This window comes from Bifidobacterium sp. LH_230 (assembly GCF_056357555.1).
On record NZ_JBKEWJ010000003.1, the window covers coordinates 1 to 20,980 of the forward strand.

The 20,980-nt window shown below is 64.5% G+C and carries 10 protein-coding genes; 1 reads left to right on the plus strand and 9 read right to left on the minus strand.

Annotated features, from left to right (window positions below):
- Window positions 1-548 precede the first annotated feature (548 nt).
- Complete coding sequence (locus tag AC1A0G_RS02085) at window positions 549-3,083, minus strand: beta-L-arabinopyranosidase (protein WP_476527133.1); 2,535 nt, start codon at window positions 3,081-3,083, stop codon at window positions 549-551.
- A 186-nt stretch (window positions 3,084-3,269) separates the two neighbouring features.
- Between AC1A0G_RS02085 and AC1A0G_RS02090 the strand changes: the two genes are divergently transcribed.
- A complete protein-coding gene (locus tag AC1A0G_RS02090) occupies window positions 3,270-4,460 on the plus strand; it encodes a LacI family DNA-binding transcriptional regulator (protein WP_476527134.1) in 1,191 nt (396 codons plus the stop codon).
- Between the two features lie 472 nt (window positions 4,461-4,932).
- Here the strand turns inward: AC1A0G_RS02090 and AC1A0G_RS02095 are convergent, their stop codons facing one another.
- The 8 genes from AC1A0G_RS02095 to AC1A0G_RS02130 form a co-directional block, all read right to left on the minus strand.
- Window positions 4,933-7,095 carry a right-handed parallel beta-helix repeat-containing protein gene (locus AC1A0G_RS02095; protein ID WP_476527136.1) on the minus strand — a complete coding sequence of 721 codons (2,163 nt, stop codon included), beginning with the start codon at window positions 7,093-7,095 and terminating at the stop codon, window positions 4,933-4,935.
- 378 nt (window positions 7,096-7,473) lie between these two features.
- Window positions 7,474-8,586: a LacI family DNA-binding transcriptional regulator gene (locus AC1A0G_RS02100; protein WP_476527137.1), complete on the minus strand. Its 1,113-nt coding sequence runs from the start codon at window positions 8,584-8,586 to the stop codon at window positions 7,474-7,476.
- 230 nt (window positions 8,587-8,816) lie between these two features.
- Window positions 8,817-11,030: a glycoside hydrolase family 31 protein gene (locus AC1A0G_RS02105; protein ID WP_476527139.1), complete on the minus strand. Its 2,214-nt coding sequence runs from the start codon at window positions 11,028-11,030 to the stop codon at window positions 8,817-8,819.
- 928 nt (window positions 11,031-11,958) lie between these two features.
- A complete protein-coding gene (locus tag AC1A0G_RS02110; protein WP_476527140.1) occupies window positions 11,959-15,234 on the minus strand; it encodes an alpha-L-rhamnosidase-related protein in 3,276 nt (1,091 codons plus the stop codon).
- 680 nt (window positions 15,235-15,914) lie between these two features.
- Window positions 15,915-17,090, minus strand: a complete 1,176-nt coding sequence (locus AC1A0G_RS02115) for a glycoside hydrolase family 43 protein (protein WP_476527141.1) — start codon at window positions 17,088-17,090, stop codon at window positions 15,915-15,917.
- A gap of 405 nt (window positions 17,091-17,495) precedes the next feature.
- A complete protein-coding gene (locus AC1A0G_RS02120; protein ID WP_476527143.1) occupies window positions 17,496-18,191 on the minus strand; it encodes a YesL family protein in 696 nt (231 codons plus the stop codon).
- Window positions 18,192-18,420: 229 nt separating this feature from the next.
- Window positions 18,421-19,554 (minus strand): glycoside hydrolase family 43 protein, encoded by a 1,134-nt coding sequence (locus tag AC1A0G_RS02125; RefSeq protein ID WP_476527144.1) that lies wholly within the window; start codon window positions 19,552-19,554, stop codon window positions 18,421-18,423.
- Between the two features lie 453 nt (window positions 19,555-20,007).
- A complete protein-coding gene (locus tag AC1A0G_RS02130) occupies window positions 20,008-20,964 on the minus strand; it encodes a carbohydrate ABC transporter permease (RefSeq protein ID WP_476527146.1) in 957 nt (318 codons plus the stop codon).
- Between the last annotated feature and the right edge of the window lie 16 nt (window positions 20,965-20,980).

The following is a 20,980-nucleotide window of genomic DNA, read 5'->3' on the forward strand; positions in this document are numbered from 1 at the left end:
TTCAGGAAACCGTCCGAAGCCATCCTCGACCTGATCAACGAGGCATGATACGATCACACAACCAAATCAACCAGCAACACGGGTGTTGCAACCACCACTAGAATCCGCCCTTCGCTGACACCCTCCCCTAAAAGGGGAGGGAATTACCGAGGTACGAGTCTCTCAAACGACATCCGCCCTGCGCCATTACAGATAGATGCCATCCGCGTTATTGGCGACGCCGTGCGACCATGCCCCAACCCGTCAGCTTCGCCGATTCCCTCAAAGGGGAAGGAAAGCTCTGGACCTGTTTGCCGTGAATGGCGCTCTTTTCCGGCACTGTCTGTGATTCCGCCACGGAGCAAACGCAGAGACATGTACAGGGTACATATCGGTTACTCCAAAACCCGGTCATGCCCAAGACAGTCCCTCCCCTTTTAGGGGAGGGTGCCCGGCGCAGGCCGGGCGGGTTGGGGTACTGCGGCGCGACAGCGCCGCAACAACACAGCATCACACTACCGTGTGATGCCGCATTGCGCCGACTTGCCTGTCGCCTCGGGACTGTGTCCCTACCGCACGGCGAAGATGCGGGCGGAGGGGTTGGTGGTGTCGGAGACGGTCAGGCGGACGGTGGACGGGTCAAGTCGATCGATCGTCCACGGTCGGGCGCTTGGCGCGTGGTTCGCGGCCGAGACCCCACGCATACCGGCAGTCGCACCTTCCGCAGCGACGCCGTCATCCCCGGCGACAGCCATCGCCGCATCACTGCTCGCAACGCCATCGCCGGCATCCCGAGCAGCATCCGTCACCGGAACCGGGAAGATCTGCGTGATCTCGTTCCCTTCCGGTATCGGCAGATCGATCGACGCGTCACCTGCGCGCCGCCATACGGTAACGTATGCAGTCGCATCATCCTTGCCATCGTTCGCAGCAACCGGCGCATACGGTCGCAGACCGGCCACCAGCCAGTCGCCGTCGAACTCCGGCAAACCGGCCGGCCACCACGGCACCAACGTCTCCTGACGTGCGAGAATCCGCCGCTGCAACGCCACCGCATCACGCACCAACGCGAGCCGCGTGTCATCCATCCGGTTGATGAATCCGGACAGATACAGACGTCCCATCACGCCGGCCGCCAACGTAAGCACCGCCGTCTCGTCGTCCATCTCCTGCTGCGCGTACCCCCAGTTGCCCTGCTGTTCCGGCAGGATCGTCAGGCCCGCGCCGGCCGCGATCGCCGCGTAGATCAGCGGGTCGCACTGGTCGGAGGTCGACTGTAAGTCGAGCCGGCTCAGCTGAGCGTAATCCGCGCGCATCGCACCGGAACCGCAGTTCTCGATCATGACGTCCGGGTGACGGCGGCGCAGGTCGTCGAGCCAGTCGAGGTACGCGCGGCAATGGTCGAGCAGTCCTGCGCCGACCGACTCGGCATCGCGATCGGTGCCGGCGCCGGGGATCGTGTTGTAGTCGAACTTGAAGAACTTCACGTCGAAGTCGGCGATGAGCCGGTCGACGGTGCGCGTGATGTGCTCGCGAGCGGCCGACGAACGGAAGTCGAGCAGATAACGGCCGGAATCGCACACACGCACGCCGTGGCGGGTGAAGAACGCCTCGTCGGGCAGCGTCGCGGCGAGCGGCGACTTGACGCCGATCACCTCGGGTTCGAGCCACAGGCCGAGTCCCATGCCCGCCTCGCGGATGCGCGCGGCCAGACCGGCCAGACCTTCCGAGCCGAAGCGGTTCGTGGACGGCAGCCATTCGCCGACCATATCCCACCAGCCGCCGTCGGTGCTGTCGTACCAGCCCGCGTCGATGCAGAAGATGTCCGCGCCGGCCTTCGCGGCGCCGTCGATGAGCGGCAGTTCCTTCTCGATGCGCGGGTCTCCAAACAGCGTGTTCATGTAGTCGTTGTACACGACGAGCCCCTGCGTGTGCTCGAATTGCGTTGTGCGGCCGAGTTCCGCGGATTTCGCGGCGCGTAGGGCACGGCGTTGCAGGGTCATTTCCGCGACTGCCTGCTGCCAGTCGCCCGCCGCGACCGCGAACGAGACTGGCACGGTGATGCAATCGTTGCCATCGCCGAGGTTCGTGGACCACTGGTGATCCTGATATTCCGGTCCGAACGCGGTGACGTGCAGGCCGGGGTCGTTCTCGCCGATCTCCCACTCCCACGGACCGTTATGCTCGATCTGCCACATCACCGAGAACGCGTCGGTTGCGTCACGGCTGGCCTCGACGATGCCGGCCGGCTCGTGCAGTCCGGTCGACCACGTGGACGCCGAACTGCGCACGAACCGGGAGCTGGATTCGCCGGGGTTGATGATCTGGTTGCGGTCGCGCACGGCGGTCTTGCGCAGCGGCGCGCTGTGCCAGTCGTTCTCGACCGCCCACGCGGCATCGCCCCAGAAGATGCGCGACGACTCGACGCTTGCGCCGTTCGCGTCCATCGGCAACGTGAGGTTCAGCGACGACACCGCCTCGATGGGGAACGTCTGCGGCGAATGCAGGACGGTATGGGCGCGCACCGCGGAAACACCCGGATATGCCTCAAATACCGAGGTAACGGTCAGGCCATCGTCAAGTGAGACAGCAGACTCGGCGTGGTCTCCCAGACCGGACATGCCGGGGTCCGCCGCATCGGCAGCGGCAGCCGAGCCGGGATCGATGCTGTCCATCGGACGCCCACCGGGCTTCAAGCTCGCATACGACGCGAACTGCACGATCTCCAACCGGTACGGCTCGTACGATCCGGATTCCGGCGCCTTCGCGCGGGCGCTTACGAACCGCAGCTTCGAGCCGGCGGCGGTCAGGATCAACGGCTGACGGTTGTCATGCGACCCGGTCGCCGCCGCGCGCACCTCCACGATCGGCCGCGGATCGCGCTGGAACACGGTCGTTGTGGTGCCATCAGTGACCGTCGTATCGCCAGCCGGATCAAGCGTATCAGCGGTACGGTCTCCCCCGCCCATTCCGCGTCCGGTCAGGCCGCTCAATCGCACCGGCTGGTCGCCGCGAGTCTCGAACGTCATCGAGACCACGCCGTTACCCCACGTCACGCGTCCGTTTCCGTCTGGCTCCACCGTCTTCATGGCAGTCGCATTCATCGTCGATCTCCTTATCATCATCGTTGATAAAAGCTAGTATTTGCAACTACTGTAGCGCTTAAGCTACCCAATCGCGGCCAACGTTGCCTTCCCCGCCGCAACGCAGCGTTCCGACCCGCCGATGCACTACGATGATGCTGTACACGACGCGGGCGATTCCGCAGCGGCCCCAAGCAAGGAGGATGTATGGCGACATTGCGCGATGTGGCGGCGCGGGCCGGAGTGTCGGCGTCGGCGGTGTCGTACATTCTGCGCGGGGACACGCGGTTCCAAGCTGAAACGGTTGAGCGGGTGCGGACGGCGGCGCGCGAGCTCGGGTATACGGCGAATCTGTCGGCGCGGATTCTCAAGGCCGGGCGTAACGGGGTGATCGGCGTGGCGGTGTATGCGCTGGAGGCCGCGCAGCCGATGCGTTTGGCGGCGGCGATCACGCGCGAGGCCGGCGAGCGCGGATTGCGCGTGATCGTTCAGGAGACGGCCAACTCGCGCGAGGGCGAACTGCAAACGTTGGAGCGCACGACGAGCCAGTTCTGCGATGGCCTGATCTTCAGCCCGGCAAAGGTGTCGGCGGAGGAGATCAAGTCGCATATCGGCACGAAGCCGATGGTGTGGTGCGAGGATTTTTCGGATGAGCCGCTGTTCGACGCGGTGGTGACGCCGAGTTTCGAGGGGGCGCGGGACGCGGTGCGGCATCTGATCGCGGCTGGCTGCCGGCGGATCGGGATTCTCGGGATTGGCGTACGGGCGGATGCGCCGAATGAGGCGAGTTCAGTCGTGTTTGCAAAGGATGGCAATTCCGCGTTCCGCACGCAGCGGTTGCGCGGGGCGTTGGCGGCGTTGGACGAGGCCGGCATCGCGTTCGAGCCGGGTCTGGCGATCGATTGTTCGTGGGATTTCGAGGAGGCGCGTGCGGCCGCGCATCGGCTGGCGATGGGGCGTGATGCGGAATCGGGGGGTGGCCGCGGTGATGAGCCCGATCGCCATTTGCAGCGTCTCGATCACACCAGCGGCAACACTTCTCGCGCCGCGGACGAATCAATCGCCCAAGGCCGTGCGCGTAAGGGTCTGGGAGCCACAGCCTTGCCAATTGACGGCCTGTTCTGCCTGAACGATGTGATGGCGATGGGCGCCGCGCGCGGGTTCGCGGATTGCGGCGTGCGCGTGCCGGACGATGTGGCGATCATCGGGTTCGACGGGATTCGCGAGACGGCGTACACATCGCCGTCGATCAGCACGGTCGCCATCGATTACGACGACTACGCGCGCAAGGCGCTCGACCTGCTCACTTCGCGCATCGATCATCCGTCCGATGCGACCTCACCGCGCAGACTGGTCGCGGATTACCGCATCATCCAGCGCGAATCCACCATGCGGTGATCATTCATATCATTGAGGAAATGGTACTTTCGCCGGGTTTAGACTGGCGAACTTTTATTCTTGTCCCCGATCAGAGACCAATTGATACGTCGTGTAGAGAGTCCTCGTCACACTATCTGCTCTTATCGATGAGATCGCAGGGTGTGATCATATTTCTTGTCACACCCTGCCGATCATGGACCTATAACCGTTTGTGTGACAACTCCCCGCACGTCGAATATAACAGCCGCACGAAGAAACGGCTTCATTTCAATGTTGTTGATTCTGGCAAACTGTCACACTTCGCTGAGTCAAACGATATACGTGTTGGCAGTGACAATATCGCTGTCATACCAACGCCATAAACCGATTTTTCGACAATATGTGACATGAAATCGTGCGGAGACAGGACCTTCGGCCCATCACCGCACGATCAACAAGGCACAATCAGACGCATTGACACGCTATGCGCATCCGCGCCCGGACCAACCGGTCACCGCCAGACGGTGACGGACTGGTTCGGGCGGAGCGACGCAAGCGGTCCACGCGAAGACTCCTCCGCACGCGTCTCGCCCACGAGATCCGTGTCGAAGACAAACGGATTGCCGTCCGCATGCTCGAATCGCTCCTCCACGATGCGCGGCTCGCCGAGATCGGCGGTACGCACGATCGCGCCCGTGCCGAACACGACGGCATCATCAGCGTCGGCATGCGCAATCTCAGCATCCGCGCCATCAGCCGTCCGCACGGACAGTCGCACCGAACGATCGGCGTCATCCTGCGCGACATCAACCGCAAACGAGCCGTCGCGCACCAGCGCACCGGTCTCGCCGAGCAGCGCCCGCGCACCGCCGACGTACGTGTTGTCGCGCGCGAACACCGGCTGCGGCACCTCGCGGAACGCCTCCTCGTCGCCGTTGCCGACCGTCTCGCGCGCCGCCCGCTCGTACTCGGCAAGCGTCGCCGGACGCTCGCCGCGCTCCCCCACGCCGCGCTTCATCTCGTGCGCAGCCTGCAGATTATACGTACGCGTGCCGTGGCCTTCCGCCAGCCAACCGGTCTGCTCGTCGGCGTCGGCGGTCGTGCCGGCGACCTGCACGAACAGGTTATTGACGAACCGGTCGTCGCCGCCGTAGACGAACGCGGAACCGGCCGGCGCGGTGGTGTGCGGGAAATGGTACGGCGTGGAGCGGTCCATGACGCGGCCGAGCCGGATCGTGCCGGCGATGAGGTTGTTCACGTACGCGCCGCCGTCGGAGATGATGTCGAGGCTGATCGGCGAGGCGAGCACATTGTTGCTGACCGTGTACGGGCCGTGGCTGACCTCGACCATGATGTCGCGCGTGTTCGCCCAGAACACGTTGCGGTCGATGTGCGCGCCCTGCGTCTGCCAGTCGAGCCACATGCCGAGCGTGCAGTCGTGGATGTTGTTGTTCGCGATGACCGTGTCGACCGCGGCGTGGAACTTGATGCCGCCGATCTCATGACCCCAGAACTCGCGGCGCGTGGCGACGTTGTAGATCTCGTTGTGCTCGATGCGGCTGAACGCGCAGCCCATGTGGCCGACGATGCCGGTCTGGCCGCAATCGTGGATGCGGTTGTTGCGCACGAGATGGCCGCCGACCACGCCGCGCTGCCAGCCGAAACGCAGGGCTTTGAACACGGCCTCCATCTGGTACTGGTAGCCGGACTTGCGGCGGGTGCGCGTGCAGTCGTTGTCGCCGGTGGAGACCTCCTTGCCGAGCGCGACGGCGGAGCACTTCGCGTCGTGGATGTGGTTGTTTTCGATGATCCAGCCGCGCGACCAATGCGTGTTGATCATGCCGATCTGGTCGGCGGTGGGCGGGGCCCACGGGGTTGCGGCTTGGGCGATTTCGAAACCGCGCACGGTGATGTAGTTGGTTTGCGGGCGCGACGGGGCGAAGCAGGTCTCGCGCACGTTGATTTCGGTGAGGGCCTCGTTCGGGTCCGCGTCGTGGAAGTTGGCCCAGATGGTGGTGGTGCCGGTGTGCGCGTCGCCGGTGACTTCGGCGTACCAGACGAGCGTGGTGAGGCTCGGGTTGCCGGCGGCGGTGTCCGCGACCGGGCCGTTGCGCCATGCGCCGGAATCGAAACCGACCGTGCGCGGGCGAGGGTGGGCGACTTCCTCGCGGCTGAACGCCTCGTAGAGTGCGCGGCCGTTGAGGTAGACGCAGCCGAGGTGGCATGCGGGATGGGGGGATGCGGCGGATGCGGCTTCCGGCGCGAGTTCGTCATGCCCCTCGCAAACGGCGCGGGCGTGCGAGCTGGCGTCGATCACCCAGTCGCCGAACACCGTGCGGGTGTACGGGTTGAATGCGCCGAACATGGCGTTCGGCAGCACGGCCTTCCATACGGCGCCGTCCGTGGACTCCTCGACGCGCTCCCACGTGTCGACGCGCTCGGAACCCTTGATGACAGGATGCTCGCCGTCGGCCGCGCGGTAGACGATGCGATGCTCCGCGCTTTCGCCACCGTATTGCGGGTCGACGGATTCTCGGTAGACGCCGTCATGCACGACGATCTCGTCGCCGGCGCGCGCGATGGCGGCGGCTTCGTTGATAGCGTGGAACGGATGGGCTTCGGTACCGTCCGCGCCGGTTGCGGGCGCGGATGCGGAAACGTGATATGCGGTCATGACACTCCTCCTCGTTGTGGGGCCTTGTTCGTCATCATTGTATATTCAAACGTTTGAATAACACGCCGAGTCAGAGCGACAACCACAAAACCGCTTTCATGCGACCCCTTTGACCGGCGGTTCGACGATCGAGAGGCTGATTTCAGCCTCTGCGCAGGTTAGATTGACGATCAAGAGGCTGTTCACTTCATGAAAGCACTATTTCGAAGGCTAAAAAAGGCCGCTTAGCCCCCTGGCAACGCCAACTTATAGCCTCTCGATCGTCAAACAGACTCTGTCGCAAGACAAAATCAGCCTCTCAATCGTTAAACCGCCGGCAAGGATCGCCGAACAAGGCAACAAACGTCAGAAAAACGACGATATTCCCCACTATCTGCGTCATGCACGTTCGGCGCTGCCGCGCGAGACAATGCGATACCCCAGCATATGCGTGCGCGGTGCATCGGAGGCGCTGGCAGCGGCGCCACCAACACCCGAACGAGCGGACGGCTGCGCGATCCGCTCCGCCAGCATGTCCAGACAAACAGCCGCGACCTCTTCGGTATCGATCAGCACACTGGACAGCCCCGGATTGGTGTATCGACCGTCTTCAACCCCATCGAACCCCATGATCATCACATCATCGGGCACACGCACGCCGGCATCGGTCAACGCCCGCAGCGCACCGATCGCCACCGTATCCGCCATGCAGAACACGGCATCGAAGCCAAGCACATCGACACGCGCGCCACCGACGCCCGCAACAACCCCCCGATCGACAAGAATCCGCGACATGGCATTGTATCCGGATTGCCGTGTCCAGCCGCAAGGCACCACGTCGGCCGGCCCATATGGCAACCCGGCCTCGTCCAGCGCCTCGCACGCGCCCCGCAACCGCAATTCGGCGCTGTTCGCGGCCTTCGCCAGCGCATCCGCCGTGCGGTACACCGTGCCGAGAACGAGCACGCGCCGCGCGCCGGCCGCGATAAGATGCCGCACCGCCGCCTTCGCACCCTCGATGCACGGCGTGAACACGCAATCGGCCCGACCCTCAAGACCGAATCCGTCGAGCACGACCGTGGGGTGGCCGTGCGCGGACGCGAGCGCGGACACCGTGTCATGGCTCGGCCAGCACACGATCGTGCCGTCGCAGATCTGCGCGCTGGCGCTGCCGAGCATCTCGCGCTCGTAGTCGGCGGACATGCGCGTCTGCTGGGTGATGAGCTGGTAGCCGCGCCGGTACGCCTCGTCGGAGAGGGTGGCTGCGAGCGCGGCCGGGAAGATCATGTCGAGATCGGCGACGGACAGGCCGATGATGCCGGTGCGGCCGGAGCTGAGCTGGCGTGCGGCGAGATTCGGCCGATAGCCGAGTTCGGCGGCCGCCTTGCGCACGCGTTCGGCGGTTTCCGGTTTGACGATCGGCTTGCCGCCGACCGTTTTGCCGCGCAGCGTGTTCGACGCGGTCATGCGCGACACACCGGCGCGCGCGGCTACATCATCGAGTGTGACCATCCTTACCTCCGCGTCTTATCGTAGTCGACCCGCGCGCCGCGGGCAGCCACCACCGTCGGATCGTCCGCGACCGTCATCCGGCGCGCGTTGCCGGACGACGAGTTTGGATGATGGCCGGCCGACGTCGCAGATCAACTGATTGACCGATCCGGTCAGATCGACCGACCGATCAGTCAAATCAATCAGCAGATCGATCAGTCAAATATCGGCCGGCCGGTTCGATCGATCGGTCAGATCAGTCCGGCAAGTCCGTGATCGCGGCCGTCGCGCGCGAACGCGGGAACGACGTCGAGCGGCGCGTCGACGGTGATCGTCTGGCCGCCGGCGAACGTCTCGCCGGTGTGCAGGTTCGTCCACGTCGTCGGCTCGGCGGACGCATCACCAGCCGCACCGGCCGCGCCCGGCAGGTACACCTCGCGCGAGCGCGCGCCCAGCTCGGTCACCGGCGCGACGAGGATATCCGGTCCGAACAGGTACTCGTCGGCGATGTCGGCCGCGGCCTCCTCGCCCGGGAACTCGTAGAACAGTCCGCGCACGAGCGGCTGGCCGGATTCGTGCGCCGCCGCGAACAGTTCGCGCGTGTACGGGCGCATCGCCTCGCGCAGCCGGATGTACTTGACCATCGTCTTCTCGACCTCCGGGCCGAAGCTCCACGGCTCGTTGTCGTCACCGGTGTGCACGTGGGTGATCTGGTTGCCGCGGCTGTCGAGCACCTGGTGGTTGCGCGGGCCGCGGTCGCCGTGGTTGCGCATGACGGGCAGGAACGTGGAGAACTGGCACCAGCGCACGAACAGTTCCTTGAATGCGTCGGTGGTGATGTCGGAGCCGGCGAAGCCGCCCATGTCGGTGGTGAACCACGGGATGCCGGCTGCGCCCATGTGGATCGCGCAGGTGATCTGCGCCTTGAGGTCGTCGAACGTGGAGTGCACGTCGCCGGACCACACGAGCGCGCCGTAGCGCTGGGCGCCCGCCCATGCGGCGCGTGACAGGTTCACCGTGTCGTTTTCGCGGCCGATCGACAGCTGGCCCTCGTAGAAGGTCTGGTTGTACTTTTGCGGGTACAGGTTGCCGATTTTGCCGACCGGGCCGGCGTTGAAGATGTAGTGCGCGTAGTCGTAGTCGCCGCCCCACTCGGGTTCGGCCTCGTCGAGCCAGAACGCGTCCACGCCGAGGTCGGTATAGTGTTCCTTGACCTTGCCCCATACGAACTTGCGCGCGTCCGGGTTGGTCGCGTCGAAGAATTGGCTGTCGCGCGGCCACCACATGCCCACGTCCTTGCCGGTGCGGGTCTTGGCGAGGAAGTTGCGGTGGCGCATCTCCTCGTAGTTTTCGGACTTGAGGTCGATCTGCGGCCAGATCGAAACCATGAGCTTGATGCCCATCCGGTGCAGTTCGTCGGTCATGGCCTTGACGTCGGGCCAGAATTCCTCATCGAAGCGGAAGTCGCCCATGAGCGGCCAGTGGAAGAAGTCGATGACGATCAGGTCGATCGGGATGCCGCGCTTCTTGAAGCCGCGCGCGACCTCGAGCAGCTGTTCCTGATTCCAGTAGCGCAGCTTGCACTGCCAGAATCCGAGGCCCCATTCGGGCATGACGGGCGCGTGGCCGGTCGCGTCGGCGTACTGCGATTCGATCTGTGCCGGCGTGCGGCCGGCGGTGATCCAGTAGTCGATCTGATCGCAGTAGTCGGCCTGCCATTCGGTGCGGTTCTGTGCGAACGTGACGCGGCCGATGGCCGGGTTGTGCCACAGGAACCCGTAGCCGGCGCTGGAGACGACGAACGGAACGGAGCACTGCGAGTTGCGGTGCGCGAGTTCGAGCGTGGAGCCCTTGAGATCGAGAACGTTCTGCTGGTATTCGCCCATGCCGTACAGGTGCTCGCCGGCTGGAGGCTCGAAGGATGCGACCGGGGCTTCCGCGCCGGATTCGAGTGGGTTGTGCTTGCGCGGGCGCAGGCGGAGCGCGCCGCCGTCGGAGGCTTCCTTGAGGAGGGTCTTGCCGGTCTGCGTGTCGATGAAGGTGAGACGCAGGTGGTCCTTGGTCCAACCGAAGACCTCGAGTTTGACCGCGATCTCGCCGTTGACGAGCGCGGCGGCGGTTTCGCCGACCGCGATGCTCGGCTTGGGTGCGTCGGCTGGCGGCTTGAGGAGCGCCCAGTCGGTGTCGAGCGGGCGCTGCATGAGGCGGGCGCGCACGCGCACGCTGTTCGCTCCCCATGCGTCGACGCGCACGTATTCGCCGTCGCTGGTCCATTCGATCGCGGTGCCGGTCGGGTCGATGGTGAAGACCTGTGCGGCGATGTCGTTATGTTGGCTGGACGACGCGGCTGAGTTTTCGACGCTGACATCGGTTGCGTTGCCGTTCGCTGCACCGGCGAGGGTCGATGCGATCTCGGCTGCCGACTTGCCGACGATGGCGAACTGATCGTATGAAGTGCTGGTCATGGCTGCTTCCTTGCTGATGATGGATGGATACAACATCGTTGACGATCATTATTGTAGCGCTACAATTTTGCGACACGCCCTGTTCCATGCATCATGATGGGGCAAATCCCGGAACCCATCCGCAAACCGCCCCACACACGAACCGCATAGCGGGGCGATTCCAGGAAGTCATCGACAACCTGACACACATACTGGCCTTCCAACGGGGCAATCCAAAGAACCCGTCCGGGAATTGCCCCGCACACACAGCATCCAGCGAGGCAAATCCCGGAACCTATCCGCAAATTGCTTCACACGCGAACCGCATAGCGAGGCAACTCCGGGAAGATATCGGCGACCCGCCCCACATATGGCCTTCTAGCGAGGCGTTCCAAGGAACCCGTCCGGGAATTGCCCCACACACACAGCATCCAGCGAGGCAACTCCCGGAACTCATCCGTAAACCGCTTCACACGCGAGCCACATAGCGGGGCAATTCCGGGAAGCCATCGACGACCTGGCACACATATGGCCTTCTAGCAAGGCGGACCAAGGAACCCGTCCGGGAACCGCCACACGCACACACCATCCAGCGGGGCAAATTCCGAACCCCACCCGCAAGTCGCCTTATGCGGCGAGCTGCATAGCGGGGCGACTCCGGGAAGCATCAGCAACCTGCCCCGCGCACAGATGCCCCAGCGGGGCAACTCCCGGAAGCCTCAGTACACCGCCCCGCATGCAGTTCCTTGCGGGGCAATTCAAGGAACCTACCCGCGATTTGCTTCGCATACGGACTCCTTTGCGAGGCGAAGCACGGAAATACCCCGCGACCCGCCCCGCTGACCAGCCTCTTTGCGGGGCGAATCGCCGAAAATTCCGGCACATCGCCCCGTCAAGACGGGTACATCCGGGGCAGATCGCCGAACGTACCCGCGCGTAGCCCCGCGATTCAGCCGACGAGGTGGTGACGACCGGGGGCGAGATCGCGGTGGGTAGCGGTAGGCAGGATCACATCGGCGCGGGTTCGCGACGGGACGGTCAGATCGAGTTCGATCGCACCATCCGCATCCCCTTCCCGCACCCGATACGCGACATGGATATCGCCGGCCGGAGTCGGCACGGTCGCGCTCGCCGCACTCACCTTTCCAGGCTGCGGCGCGACCTCGAATCGACGGTATCCCGGTTCGAGCGGACGCACGCCCATTACACCCTCCGGCAGCAGGAACGCCGGGGACGCGGCCCACGGGTGCGAGTACGTGGTGTTCGGCTTGCGAGCCACGTCCCACGCCTCCATCGTGCCGCCCGCGTTCTGCGCGAGCATGTACGCCCATGAATGCGTGGTGCGGCGGTCGCCGATCATCGCGGTCGCATCCGCGGCGGCATCTGGCACACCCGTCCCATACAAACCAAGCAGGTACGGCGCGGCCGTGTACACGCTGCACGCCATGCCACGCGAGCGCAGGAACGCGACGATCTGCGACGACCGGCCGGCCGGCACATCGGCAAACGCTAAGGCGAACGCCGACGCATGCAGCGACGCATGGTCGATCGGCTCGAACCGACGTCCACCGGCAATGAACGCAACCGGCTTACCGCCGGATTCAGACGGCGACGCGATCGCGCCATCGCACCCAGCAGCCGGCTTACCGCAACTTCCGGCAATGCCATCAGCATCCATAGTCTCGGCCGCGCCATCACCCGCCGTAACCGTCAACCCGTCCCCATACGCGCCGCGATCCGCGTCATACAGCCGTTCGTGGATCGCCGCACGCATGCGCGACGCGACGGCCGCGAATCGTTCGGCGTCATCATCACGTCCCACGGCCCGCGCGAGATCGGCCATATCGGCGTACGCGCGCGAGGCGAGCGCGTTGACGACCGTGTTGACCTGCCCGAACTGGAACCCGTCGCGCTCGGACGGCGGCCAGTCCACGAGATCGCCGTCGGTCTTGCTCGACTCGCCCGGTTCCTTGACGACCAGGCCGGTCGCCGCGTCGAGATAGCGGTCGGGCAGCAACGCGAGCAGCCCATCGTACTGGTCGGAGATCTGCGCGGTCGAACCGCTGCGCATCCACGCATCGTGCGCGGCGAGCACGAGGTACAGCGGCCATTCGGTCGGCCACGTGCGGTTCGCGATGAGGTAGTCGACCGTGTACATGCCGAGCGCGGGCGCCGCGTCGAGCGCGAGGTGCGCGCGCTGCTGGAGCCACGCGTCGGCCTCGTAGGCGGCGCGTTCGCGTGTCCACGAGTCGGCGTAGATGTTGCCGTTCAGCGCTTCGATCGTGTGCGCGGACAGCTGCCAGACCTTGTTCAGCGCAGGATCGGACGAGCGGAACATGCCCGGATAGCCGTCGGTCGAGCCGTCGAGGGACGGATAGACGAGTGCGGCGGCGGACAGCGCGGGGATGATATCGTTCGCACCGTTGTTGGCCGCGCCATTCGATGACTGATGGCCGGCGATGTCGCCAACGTTCGCGGACTTGCTGCGTTCCGTATTATTAGCGACTGTTTCGTGATCGAAGCGACCATCGTCGCCGAGCAGGATTTCCTCGATCGCGGCGGCGCGCTCGTCCAGCCCGGTGGGCGACGGCGTATCCCACGACGACGGCGCGGCCGGCGGTTGGGCGACGTTGATCTCGACGTAGCGGAAGACGCGCAGACCCCATGTTTCGAGCGGGCCGCAGCCGGGCGTGACATGCCAGTGGTCCTCGTACACGTTGCCGGCGGAGAGATGGAATTTCACCGATCCGTCGGGGTTGAGCACCTCGCCGTAGCGGACGGTGACGTCGATCGGCCGGCGCGGGTGCAGGTTGAGCCGGACACCGCCCATGTGCGCGCCGCCGAAGTCCGCGATGACGCTGAGGATCTGGGCGTCAGGCTCGTCGCCCGTCGTGTCGCCGCAGATCGACGCATCGTCGGGATCGTCTTGTTTCACGGGACGTTCCACGCGCAGCAGCGACGTCGGCTGCACATAGCGCACAGCGAGTTTGTCGGTCGGCGTGGCGAGCAGTTCCGCGAACTGCGGCTTGACGGTCACCGGTAGCCATGCGCCGCAGTCGGATGCGTCGCCGTGTGCCATCGTGCCTTCGCAATGGCATGTGCAAGACTGCCCACGCCCGGTATCGATATCAGGGTCGGACAGATGCTGCGGATACGCGTCGCCGCGCAGGTTTTCGGCCGGGGCCTCAAAGTATTGCGTACCGATCGACGCGCTGGGCGGGTAGATGGCGGCGGGGTCGGCGAGCGCACGCCAGGTCATGCCGTGCTCGGCGTCCGCGCCGGTGCCGTAATGCTCGATGTCGCCGTCCGCATAGCAGACGTCAAGTTGGGCGATGAACCGGCGGTCGTCCATCGTGTAGGCGACGACGCCGATCGCGTTCGTGCAGCCCGGGCGTAGCAGATTGGTGACGTCGTAGCCGTCGTAGCGGGCTTCGTCGTGAATCGGGAAGGTCGGGCCGACGCCGACGAACCGGTTGTTGAGCCAGAGCCGATAGACGAACTGGCGCGCGGGACGGGTGGATGCGGCGGTCGCGTTGAGCGTCGCCCAGCGGATCGGCTTGTCGGACAAGGCAAGCGTGCCGCGCAGAAACGCCCAACCGGCCGCATTGCCGAGATCCCAGTCATGACGGCCGACCACGTCATCATCATGGTCGACCGGATCATCCGCGCCATCGCAACCGGCTGCATCATTTTTTTCGGTATCGCTACTGGCCGCATCATCGTTCTCTCCATCGCGGCCAATCGAATCATCGTGCTCATCATCGCGACCGAGCGAATCATCCTTGCTGTCATTTCGACCGAGCGCAGCGAGTGGAGCAAGCGGAGCAATCTTCACGTCCCTGGCCTCCGGCCCCCAAATCGGCTCGGCCACCCACTCGCGGCCCGCACCGGTGCCGAACGTGGCCGGATCAGCCCAATCGCCAACCGTGCCGTCCGCATACTTCCAGCGCAGCGATGCCCAATACCGACGCGACGGTCCCATATCGACGCCGTCCAACGCCACGCCGTTCCACGCGTCGCCGTCGATCCAGCCACTGCCCCACACTATGCCGCGTCCGGCGAGCGCATCCTCGCAAGTCTCGGCAACCATCACCTGCACTGCGACCGGATCGCCGCCATGCGCGGGATCGGCGGCCACCGCGCCGGCATCATCGCGCCATCGCAGTACGGGCGTGGCGCCGGGTTCGAGATCAACCGGGGCATGACGGTCGTTGATGAGCAACATATGGACTCCTCCTCTATGACGAGTCGAGCGACAGGTTCGGCGCGCAACCGGCGCATACGGCTACCCAGCGTATCCGGCGAACCACCGTGTTGCCATGTTTTGCCACCTGTTGCCATCGATCGGCCCCGCGGCGCCATCCGCATCATCACCAGTCCCGTCATCTTTGCGTGATGTTCTGGATAGCATCCGCCGCCTCTTATCCAAAACATCACGCCAGACAGTCGATTCGCGTGATGTTCGGGCGGGTAGCGGTCAGGTACTATCACGAATATCACGCCAGAAGATCGGTTTGCGTGATGTTCGGGCGAGTAGCGAGAAGATACTATCGCGAATATCACGCAAAACGGCCTACTAGCGTGACAGAACCGCTAGCATTGGCCACCAACTATCCAAAACATCACGCCAGACAGTCGATTCGCGCGATGTTCGGGAGAGTATTGGAAAGATGCTATCCAAAACATCACGCCAGAAGAGATGAGGAGCAGAAGGCAGCCCCGGAAGTCCAACTGAAGTTCAGTGAGCTAACGCAAAGCGGCTTTCCGGCGTCGGAGCGCGCAGAAGGCCGTTCCCACAGACGCAACCGTTTCGCGCTGGCTTGCGAACAGAAGAGCGGACGGTGATGGTCCGCAAGCCAACACGAAACGGGCACTCGCGCCGATCAGCGCATTGCCTCGCGCGGGTCACTCGCCGAAGGCGGCGAGCAAGCGGTCGCGCTCGGCGGCGGTGATGGGCATGACGGTGCCGTGGCGCGGTTTGCCGCCGTCCGCATTGGTCGGGATGCCCTCGCGCAGTTTGCCGCTGACCGGCGTCCAGCCGTCCGGATCGGCCAGGTTCTGCGTGGCGAAGCCGATGTAGTGGTTCGGACCGCCGTGATAGCGCGGCTGATCGATGAACAGGAACCAGCGGTAGCCGTTCACGTCGCCGTCGTTCGCACGGAAGATGCACGGGCCCTCGCCGTGCGTGAACGGTTTCGGCGTGCCGTCGTCGGCCGTCTCGCCGTTCGGCAGCCCGACGCCGATGTTCTCGCGGATCAGCTGCCAGCCGTCACCGGATGCCGAATCGCCGGAGGCCTCCCCCGGCAGCGAGCCGGACACCGTCGCCATCAGGTCATGCGAGCGCTCCTCGCGCACGGTCATGAGCTTCTCATCCTTGACGAACCGGTACCACCAGTCGCCGTCGTGCGTGACGGTCGCGTCGATCAGGCCCAACCCGTCGTGGCCGTTGCCGCGGCACACGTCCATCCACACGCGCGGCTGGGAGAACGTGCGGAAATCCTTGGTGGTCGCGATCATCATGCGACCGTAGGTGGGCAGTTCGCGCGCAGATTGCGCGGCGGCGATCTCGTCGGCGGTCATGTGCGCGGGGTCGAGTTTCGCGGACTCGGACGAGGATACCGCAGGCCGATCAGTCGCGGCCGGATACAGGTTCGACGACCAGTACACTGCGTACTCGCCGAGTTCGGGCACCCAGTACGTCTCCGGCGCCCATGTATTGCCGGCGTTCGGCGCGGAAACGAGCGTGTGGCGCTGCTCGCCCCAGTGCACGAGGTCGTCGGATTCCCAGATTTCGAGGTACCGAGAGCCGTTGCATTGGGCCTCGCGGAAGTTGCCGTGAAGCGCGGCAACGTTGAGGTCGGTGGCGATGATGGTGAACTTGCCGCCGTCGTGCGAGCGTGTGATGAACGGGTCGCGCAGGCCGCGTGTGCCGAAGGCCGAGGTGAGCAGCGGACGCCCGCCGTTGAGCGTCTGCCAGTTCAGCGCGTCGTTGCCGCGCGAGACGGCGAGGCTGATCTGCTCGTTGCCGCCAGTGTCGCCCGTGAAGTACGCCCAGACATAGGCTTCGTATGGTTGCGTCATGATCCCTCCTGTGATGCCGATCCCGTTAGCGGCAATTGCATGTCTTGTTAACGTTAACAAATCATATTGTATGCCATTATCGCGCCAGACGCCAGCGCGAGCGGCACGATGGGGTCGTCACACAGACCGGGACGAAGCCAAAAATCTTGTGAAGTGGGCAACCGCACCGCCTCACACCTAGGTTTTCCCGGTCTTTTCGCAAACCTTGAGGCGGATTCCCGTTCATGATGAGGTCTTTTCGCAAACCTTGAGGCAGCGACCTTGGCCGAATCCCCATTCCAGGAGTCATTTCCTACGCTTCACAAGGCGAATACGCAGGAAGCCTGCCTCAAGGTTTCGAGAAAGACCCCTGCACAAGCGAAAATCCGCCTCAGGGTTTCAAGAAAGCACCAACCCGACGCCGCCCTACTTGCCCTGCTGCTCGCGCTCCTGCTGCTTCTTGCGCTTCTTCTCCTCGACCGGCTCAAGCACGTGCACATCCATGCCGGGCACACGTCCGTACGAGTAAATGCACATCATCGCGGCGAACACCGGCACCGTGACGCCGAGTGCCACGCCAAGGCCCGGCCACGTGTAATACGCCCAGACGGTCGCGCAGAACAGCACCGTCACCATCAGTGAGCACCACGGCCGCGCGATCACCATCGAGATCGACGTGCGCACCACCCACATCGGCTTCTCGTCGAAGTTCGCGCGGATCGCCCACGAGACGAGCACGAACAGGCCGTACAGCACGTTGATGACCAGCAGCACGCCGGACACCGCGTAGCCGATGCGGCCCATATCGTTCCAGTTGACCAGGTAGTAATCCCAGATCAACAGCAGCCAGACGATGAACTGCGGCCAGCCGAACGCGTTCGCGCCGGCCAGTTCGGCCTTCCACGCGCGATGGAACGTGACCCAGCTCTGCTTGATCGTCCACGACCGGTCGTCCACCTCGATCAGCCATGTGCGGAACGTCGAGTACAGCGCGGCGATCGACGGGAAGAACCCGCCGACGACCAGACCCATGATCGTATGCACGATGAACGCGACCTGGCACACCATCAACATCATGATGATGCGGCACACGAACTCATACCCGACTGCGAACCGCTGCATGGAAGACTCCTTCGTTCCGGCATGACACTGGCGAAGCATGCTCCCCTAAGCCAAGGAAACGGCACACGCAGCATGACCGCGGGAGGTTCGCCACATTGAGTATCGGCTTTACCGATCCGTCATGTTTGGCGATCTACGATCGCGACGCTCCCTCAGTCAGCCTGCGGCTGCCAGCTCCCTCAGCCGAGAGAGCCAAGGCTCCGCCAGCATCAACAGCCACTGCGTATTACTACTGCCCAAGTGTACCGTCGGCCGCGCGCAAGCGGTCGTATTCGGCTCGGCTCAGCGAGAACACGCCGCCGTGCTTGGTGTGCGAGGCCATGTAAAAGTCCTCGGAACGCAGGTAGTCGAACCCGCGGTCGGGATCGGCCGTGACCATCGGACGGTAGCCGATCGATGGGATCACGTCCACGTACAGGTACGCGCGGTCGTCGGAGTGCGAGGCGAACAGCGCCGGCCCTTCCACGCCGGCCGGATCGCGGTTCGGCACCCATTCGGCGCCGATCTCCTCCTGCACGATGTGCCATTCGGTTCCCGGCTCCCACCAGCGCGGCGCGTCGGTCGCGTCAAGCCAGATGCCGCGCTTGACCTCGGCCGGCTCAACGGTCGACTCGCCGTTCGCCTTGGTCGCACGGTACGTGCGGATGGTGCCGTCCGGCAGCGCGCGCTGCAGCATGGTCGTGTCGATCGTCGGGCGATGCTTGTCGATGAAGATGCCGCCGTATTCGAACGTCGCGTCGGTGAAGTCGCTCGTCGCGCCCCACAGCACACGGTCGTAGACGGAGTCGTCCTTGTGCTCGGGATCGTCGTCGGCGAACAGCTTGCTCGACCAGTACAGCACGAACGCGCCACGAGAGCCGTTGTGCTCGGCTTCGCTGCCTTCCGGATAGTAGTCCGCGACCCACAGGGCTTCGGGCGCCCACGCCATGCCGAGCTGGGCGTGCGTGCCGTCGGGGCGGCGGGACACGTCGAGCGCGTGCGGCTCGCTCCAGTGGATAAGATCGTCGGAGTACCAGATGATGAGATTCGTGCTGCCGTGATGCGAGAAGCCGTACCACGGGCTGCCCGGCGCGGAGCCGCGGCCGGAGCCGTCGAAGACGCGCAGGTCGGTGGCGATGATGTACACGCGGCCGGTTTCCGGATTGCGGGTCAGGTACGGATCGCGCACGCCGGTCGTGCCGAGCGAGGACGTGAGGATCGGGTTGCCGCCGTTCAGCGGATGCCAGCGTTCCGGATCGTCGCCCTCGGAGATGTCGAGGTAGATGCGCTCGGCATAGCTGTTCGGATCTTCGATGAAATGGACCATCAGGTAGCCGTACGGATCGGCCGGGGCCTGAGGTTGCGGCAATCGTGTGGTTGCCATGGTTGGTTCCTTTCGGAAAAACATAGGATTTCAGGCAAAGAAAAGCCGGGCGCACGGCCGGAACGGAAGCGGAAGGAGAGAATATCTTCTGTTCTGGAGCGTGCCCGGCAAGTGTTGTGGATGCCCCCATTTCAGGGGTTGTCAGCAGTGGGCTGGCTGAGGGGTAGACCGCAAGTCATGGACGGCGGGAATCGGCCACGGGCCGATGCGGGCTTGTTGGCGGCTTCGCCGCGGTACCCCACCCGTCAGCTTTGCTGACACCCTCCCCTGAAAGGGGAGGGAAAAGGCGGCGGAGGCTCCGCCGGCTTTGCGGTTCTTGACCGCTCCGGTCCTGCAATTACGGACTCGCCTGCGGCGAGGCTCAGTGCTGGCTCCGGGCTGCGGCCTGTATTGCCGCAGCCCTACGCTCGGAGCGGTCGGGAAGCCCACTGGGCTTCCCTCAAGGGCTGAGAATCAGCCCTTGACCGCTCCGACCATGACACCCTTGTTGAAGTACTTCTGGAGGAAGGGGTAGAGGATGAGGAGCGGGATGGTGGAGATCAGGATGATGCCGTACTTGATCTGGTCGGCGAAGAGCTGCTGCTGGCCGGCGCTCATCGTGGCGTTGCCGGTCTGGGTCGAGTTCGCGAGCAGGATGTCGCGCAGCACGTTCTGCAACGGCTGCTTGTGCGTGTCCTGGATGTACACGAGGCCCGTGCCGAAGTCGTTCCAGTGCTGCACGAAGTAGTACAGCATGATCACGGCCATGATCGCGGCGGACAGCGGGATGACGATCTTGAAGAAGAAGCCGTAGTACGACTCGCCGTCCAGCTGGGCGGCCTCGTGCAGCTCCTCCGGGATCGAGGACTCGAAGAACGAACGCGCGACGATCAGGTTGAACACGTTGACCGCGCTCGGCAGGATGAACACCCACATGGTGTCGAGCAGGCCGAGGGAACGGAACAACAGGTAGTTCGGGATCATGCCGCCCGCGAAGAACATCGTGAACGTGAAGAAGAACATGATGATGCGGCGCGGGGCGAACTCGCGGCGGCTCAGCGCGAACGCGGCGGGGATGGTCACAGCCACGTTGAGCGCGGTGCCGACCACCGAGTAGATGATCGTGTTCAGGTAGCCCTGCCACACGCGGTCGTCGGAGAACACCATCTCGTAGCCCTTGACGTTGAAACCGAGCGGCCACAGCGTCACCTTGCCGGACGCAACGAGCGTCTGGTCGGAGAACGAGGCGATGATCACGAACCAGATCGGGTAGAGCACCGCGAGCACGACGAGGGTCAGGATCGTCCAGATCACGATGTCGACGATCCAGTCGCCGACGGTACGCTGCTGCGTGACCTTCGAGTTCCACGGAATCTCGTCGGCGGAAGTCTTCGGCGCGACGCCGGTGGGGGTTGCAGTTGCTTGTGCCATGATATTCACCCGCTCC

Excerpts from the sequence above, each read along its gene's own strand:
- AC1A0G_RS02130 (WP_476527146.1), bottom strand. The coding sequence starts at position 20,964 with ATGGCACAAGCAACTGCAACCCCCACCGGCGTCGCGCCGAAGACTTCC.
- AC1A0G_RS02100 (WP_476527137.1), bottom strand. The coding sequence starts at position 8,586 with ATGGTCACACTCGATGATGTAGCCGCGCGCGCCGGTGTGTCGCGCATG.
- AC1A0G_RS02125 (WP_476527144.1), bottom strand. The coding sequence starts at position 19,554 with ATGGCAACCACACGATTGCCGCAACCTCAGGCCCCGGCCGATCCGTAC.
- AC1A0G_RS02085 (WP_476527133.1), bottom strand. The coding sequence starts at position 3,083 with ATGAATGCGACTGCCATGAAGACGGTGGAGCCAGACGGAAACGGACGC.
- AC1A0G_RS02110 (WP_476527140.1), bottom strand. The coding sequence starts at position 15,234 with ATGTTGCTCATCAACGACCGTCATGCCCCGGTTGATCTCGAACCCGGC.
- AC1A0G_RS02115 (WP_476527141.1), bottom strand. The coding sequence starts at position 17,090 with ATGACGCAACCATACGAAGCCTATGTCTGGGCGTACTTCACGGGCGAC.
- AC1A0G_RS02120 (WP_476527143.1), bottom strand. The coding sequence starts at position 18,191 with ATGCAGCGGTTCGCAGTCGGGTATGAGTTCGTGTGCCGCATCATCATG.
- AC1A0G_RS02095 (WP_476527136.1), bottom strand. The coding sequence starts at position 7,095 with ATGACCGCATATCACGTTTCCGCATCCGCGCCCGCAACCGGCGCGGAC.
- AC1A0G_RS02105 (WP_476527139.1), bottom strand. The coding sequence starts at position 11,030 with ATGACCAGCACTTCATACGATCAGTTCGCCATCGTCGGCAAGTCGGCA.
- AC1A0G_RS02090 (WP_476527134.1), top strand. The coding sequence starts at position 3,270 with ATGGCGACATTGCGCGATGTGGCGGCGCGGGCCGGAGTGTCGGCGTCG.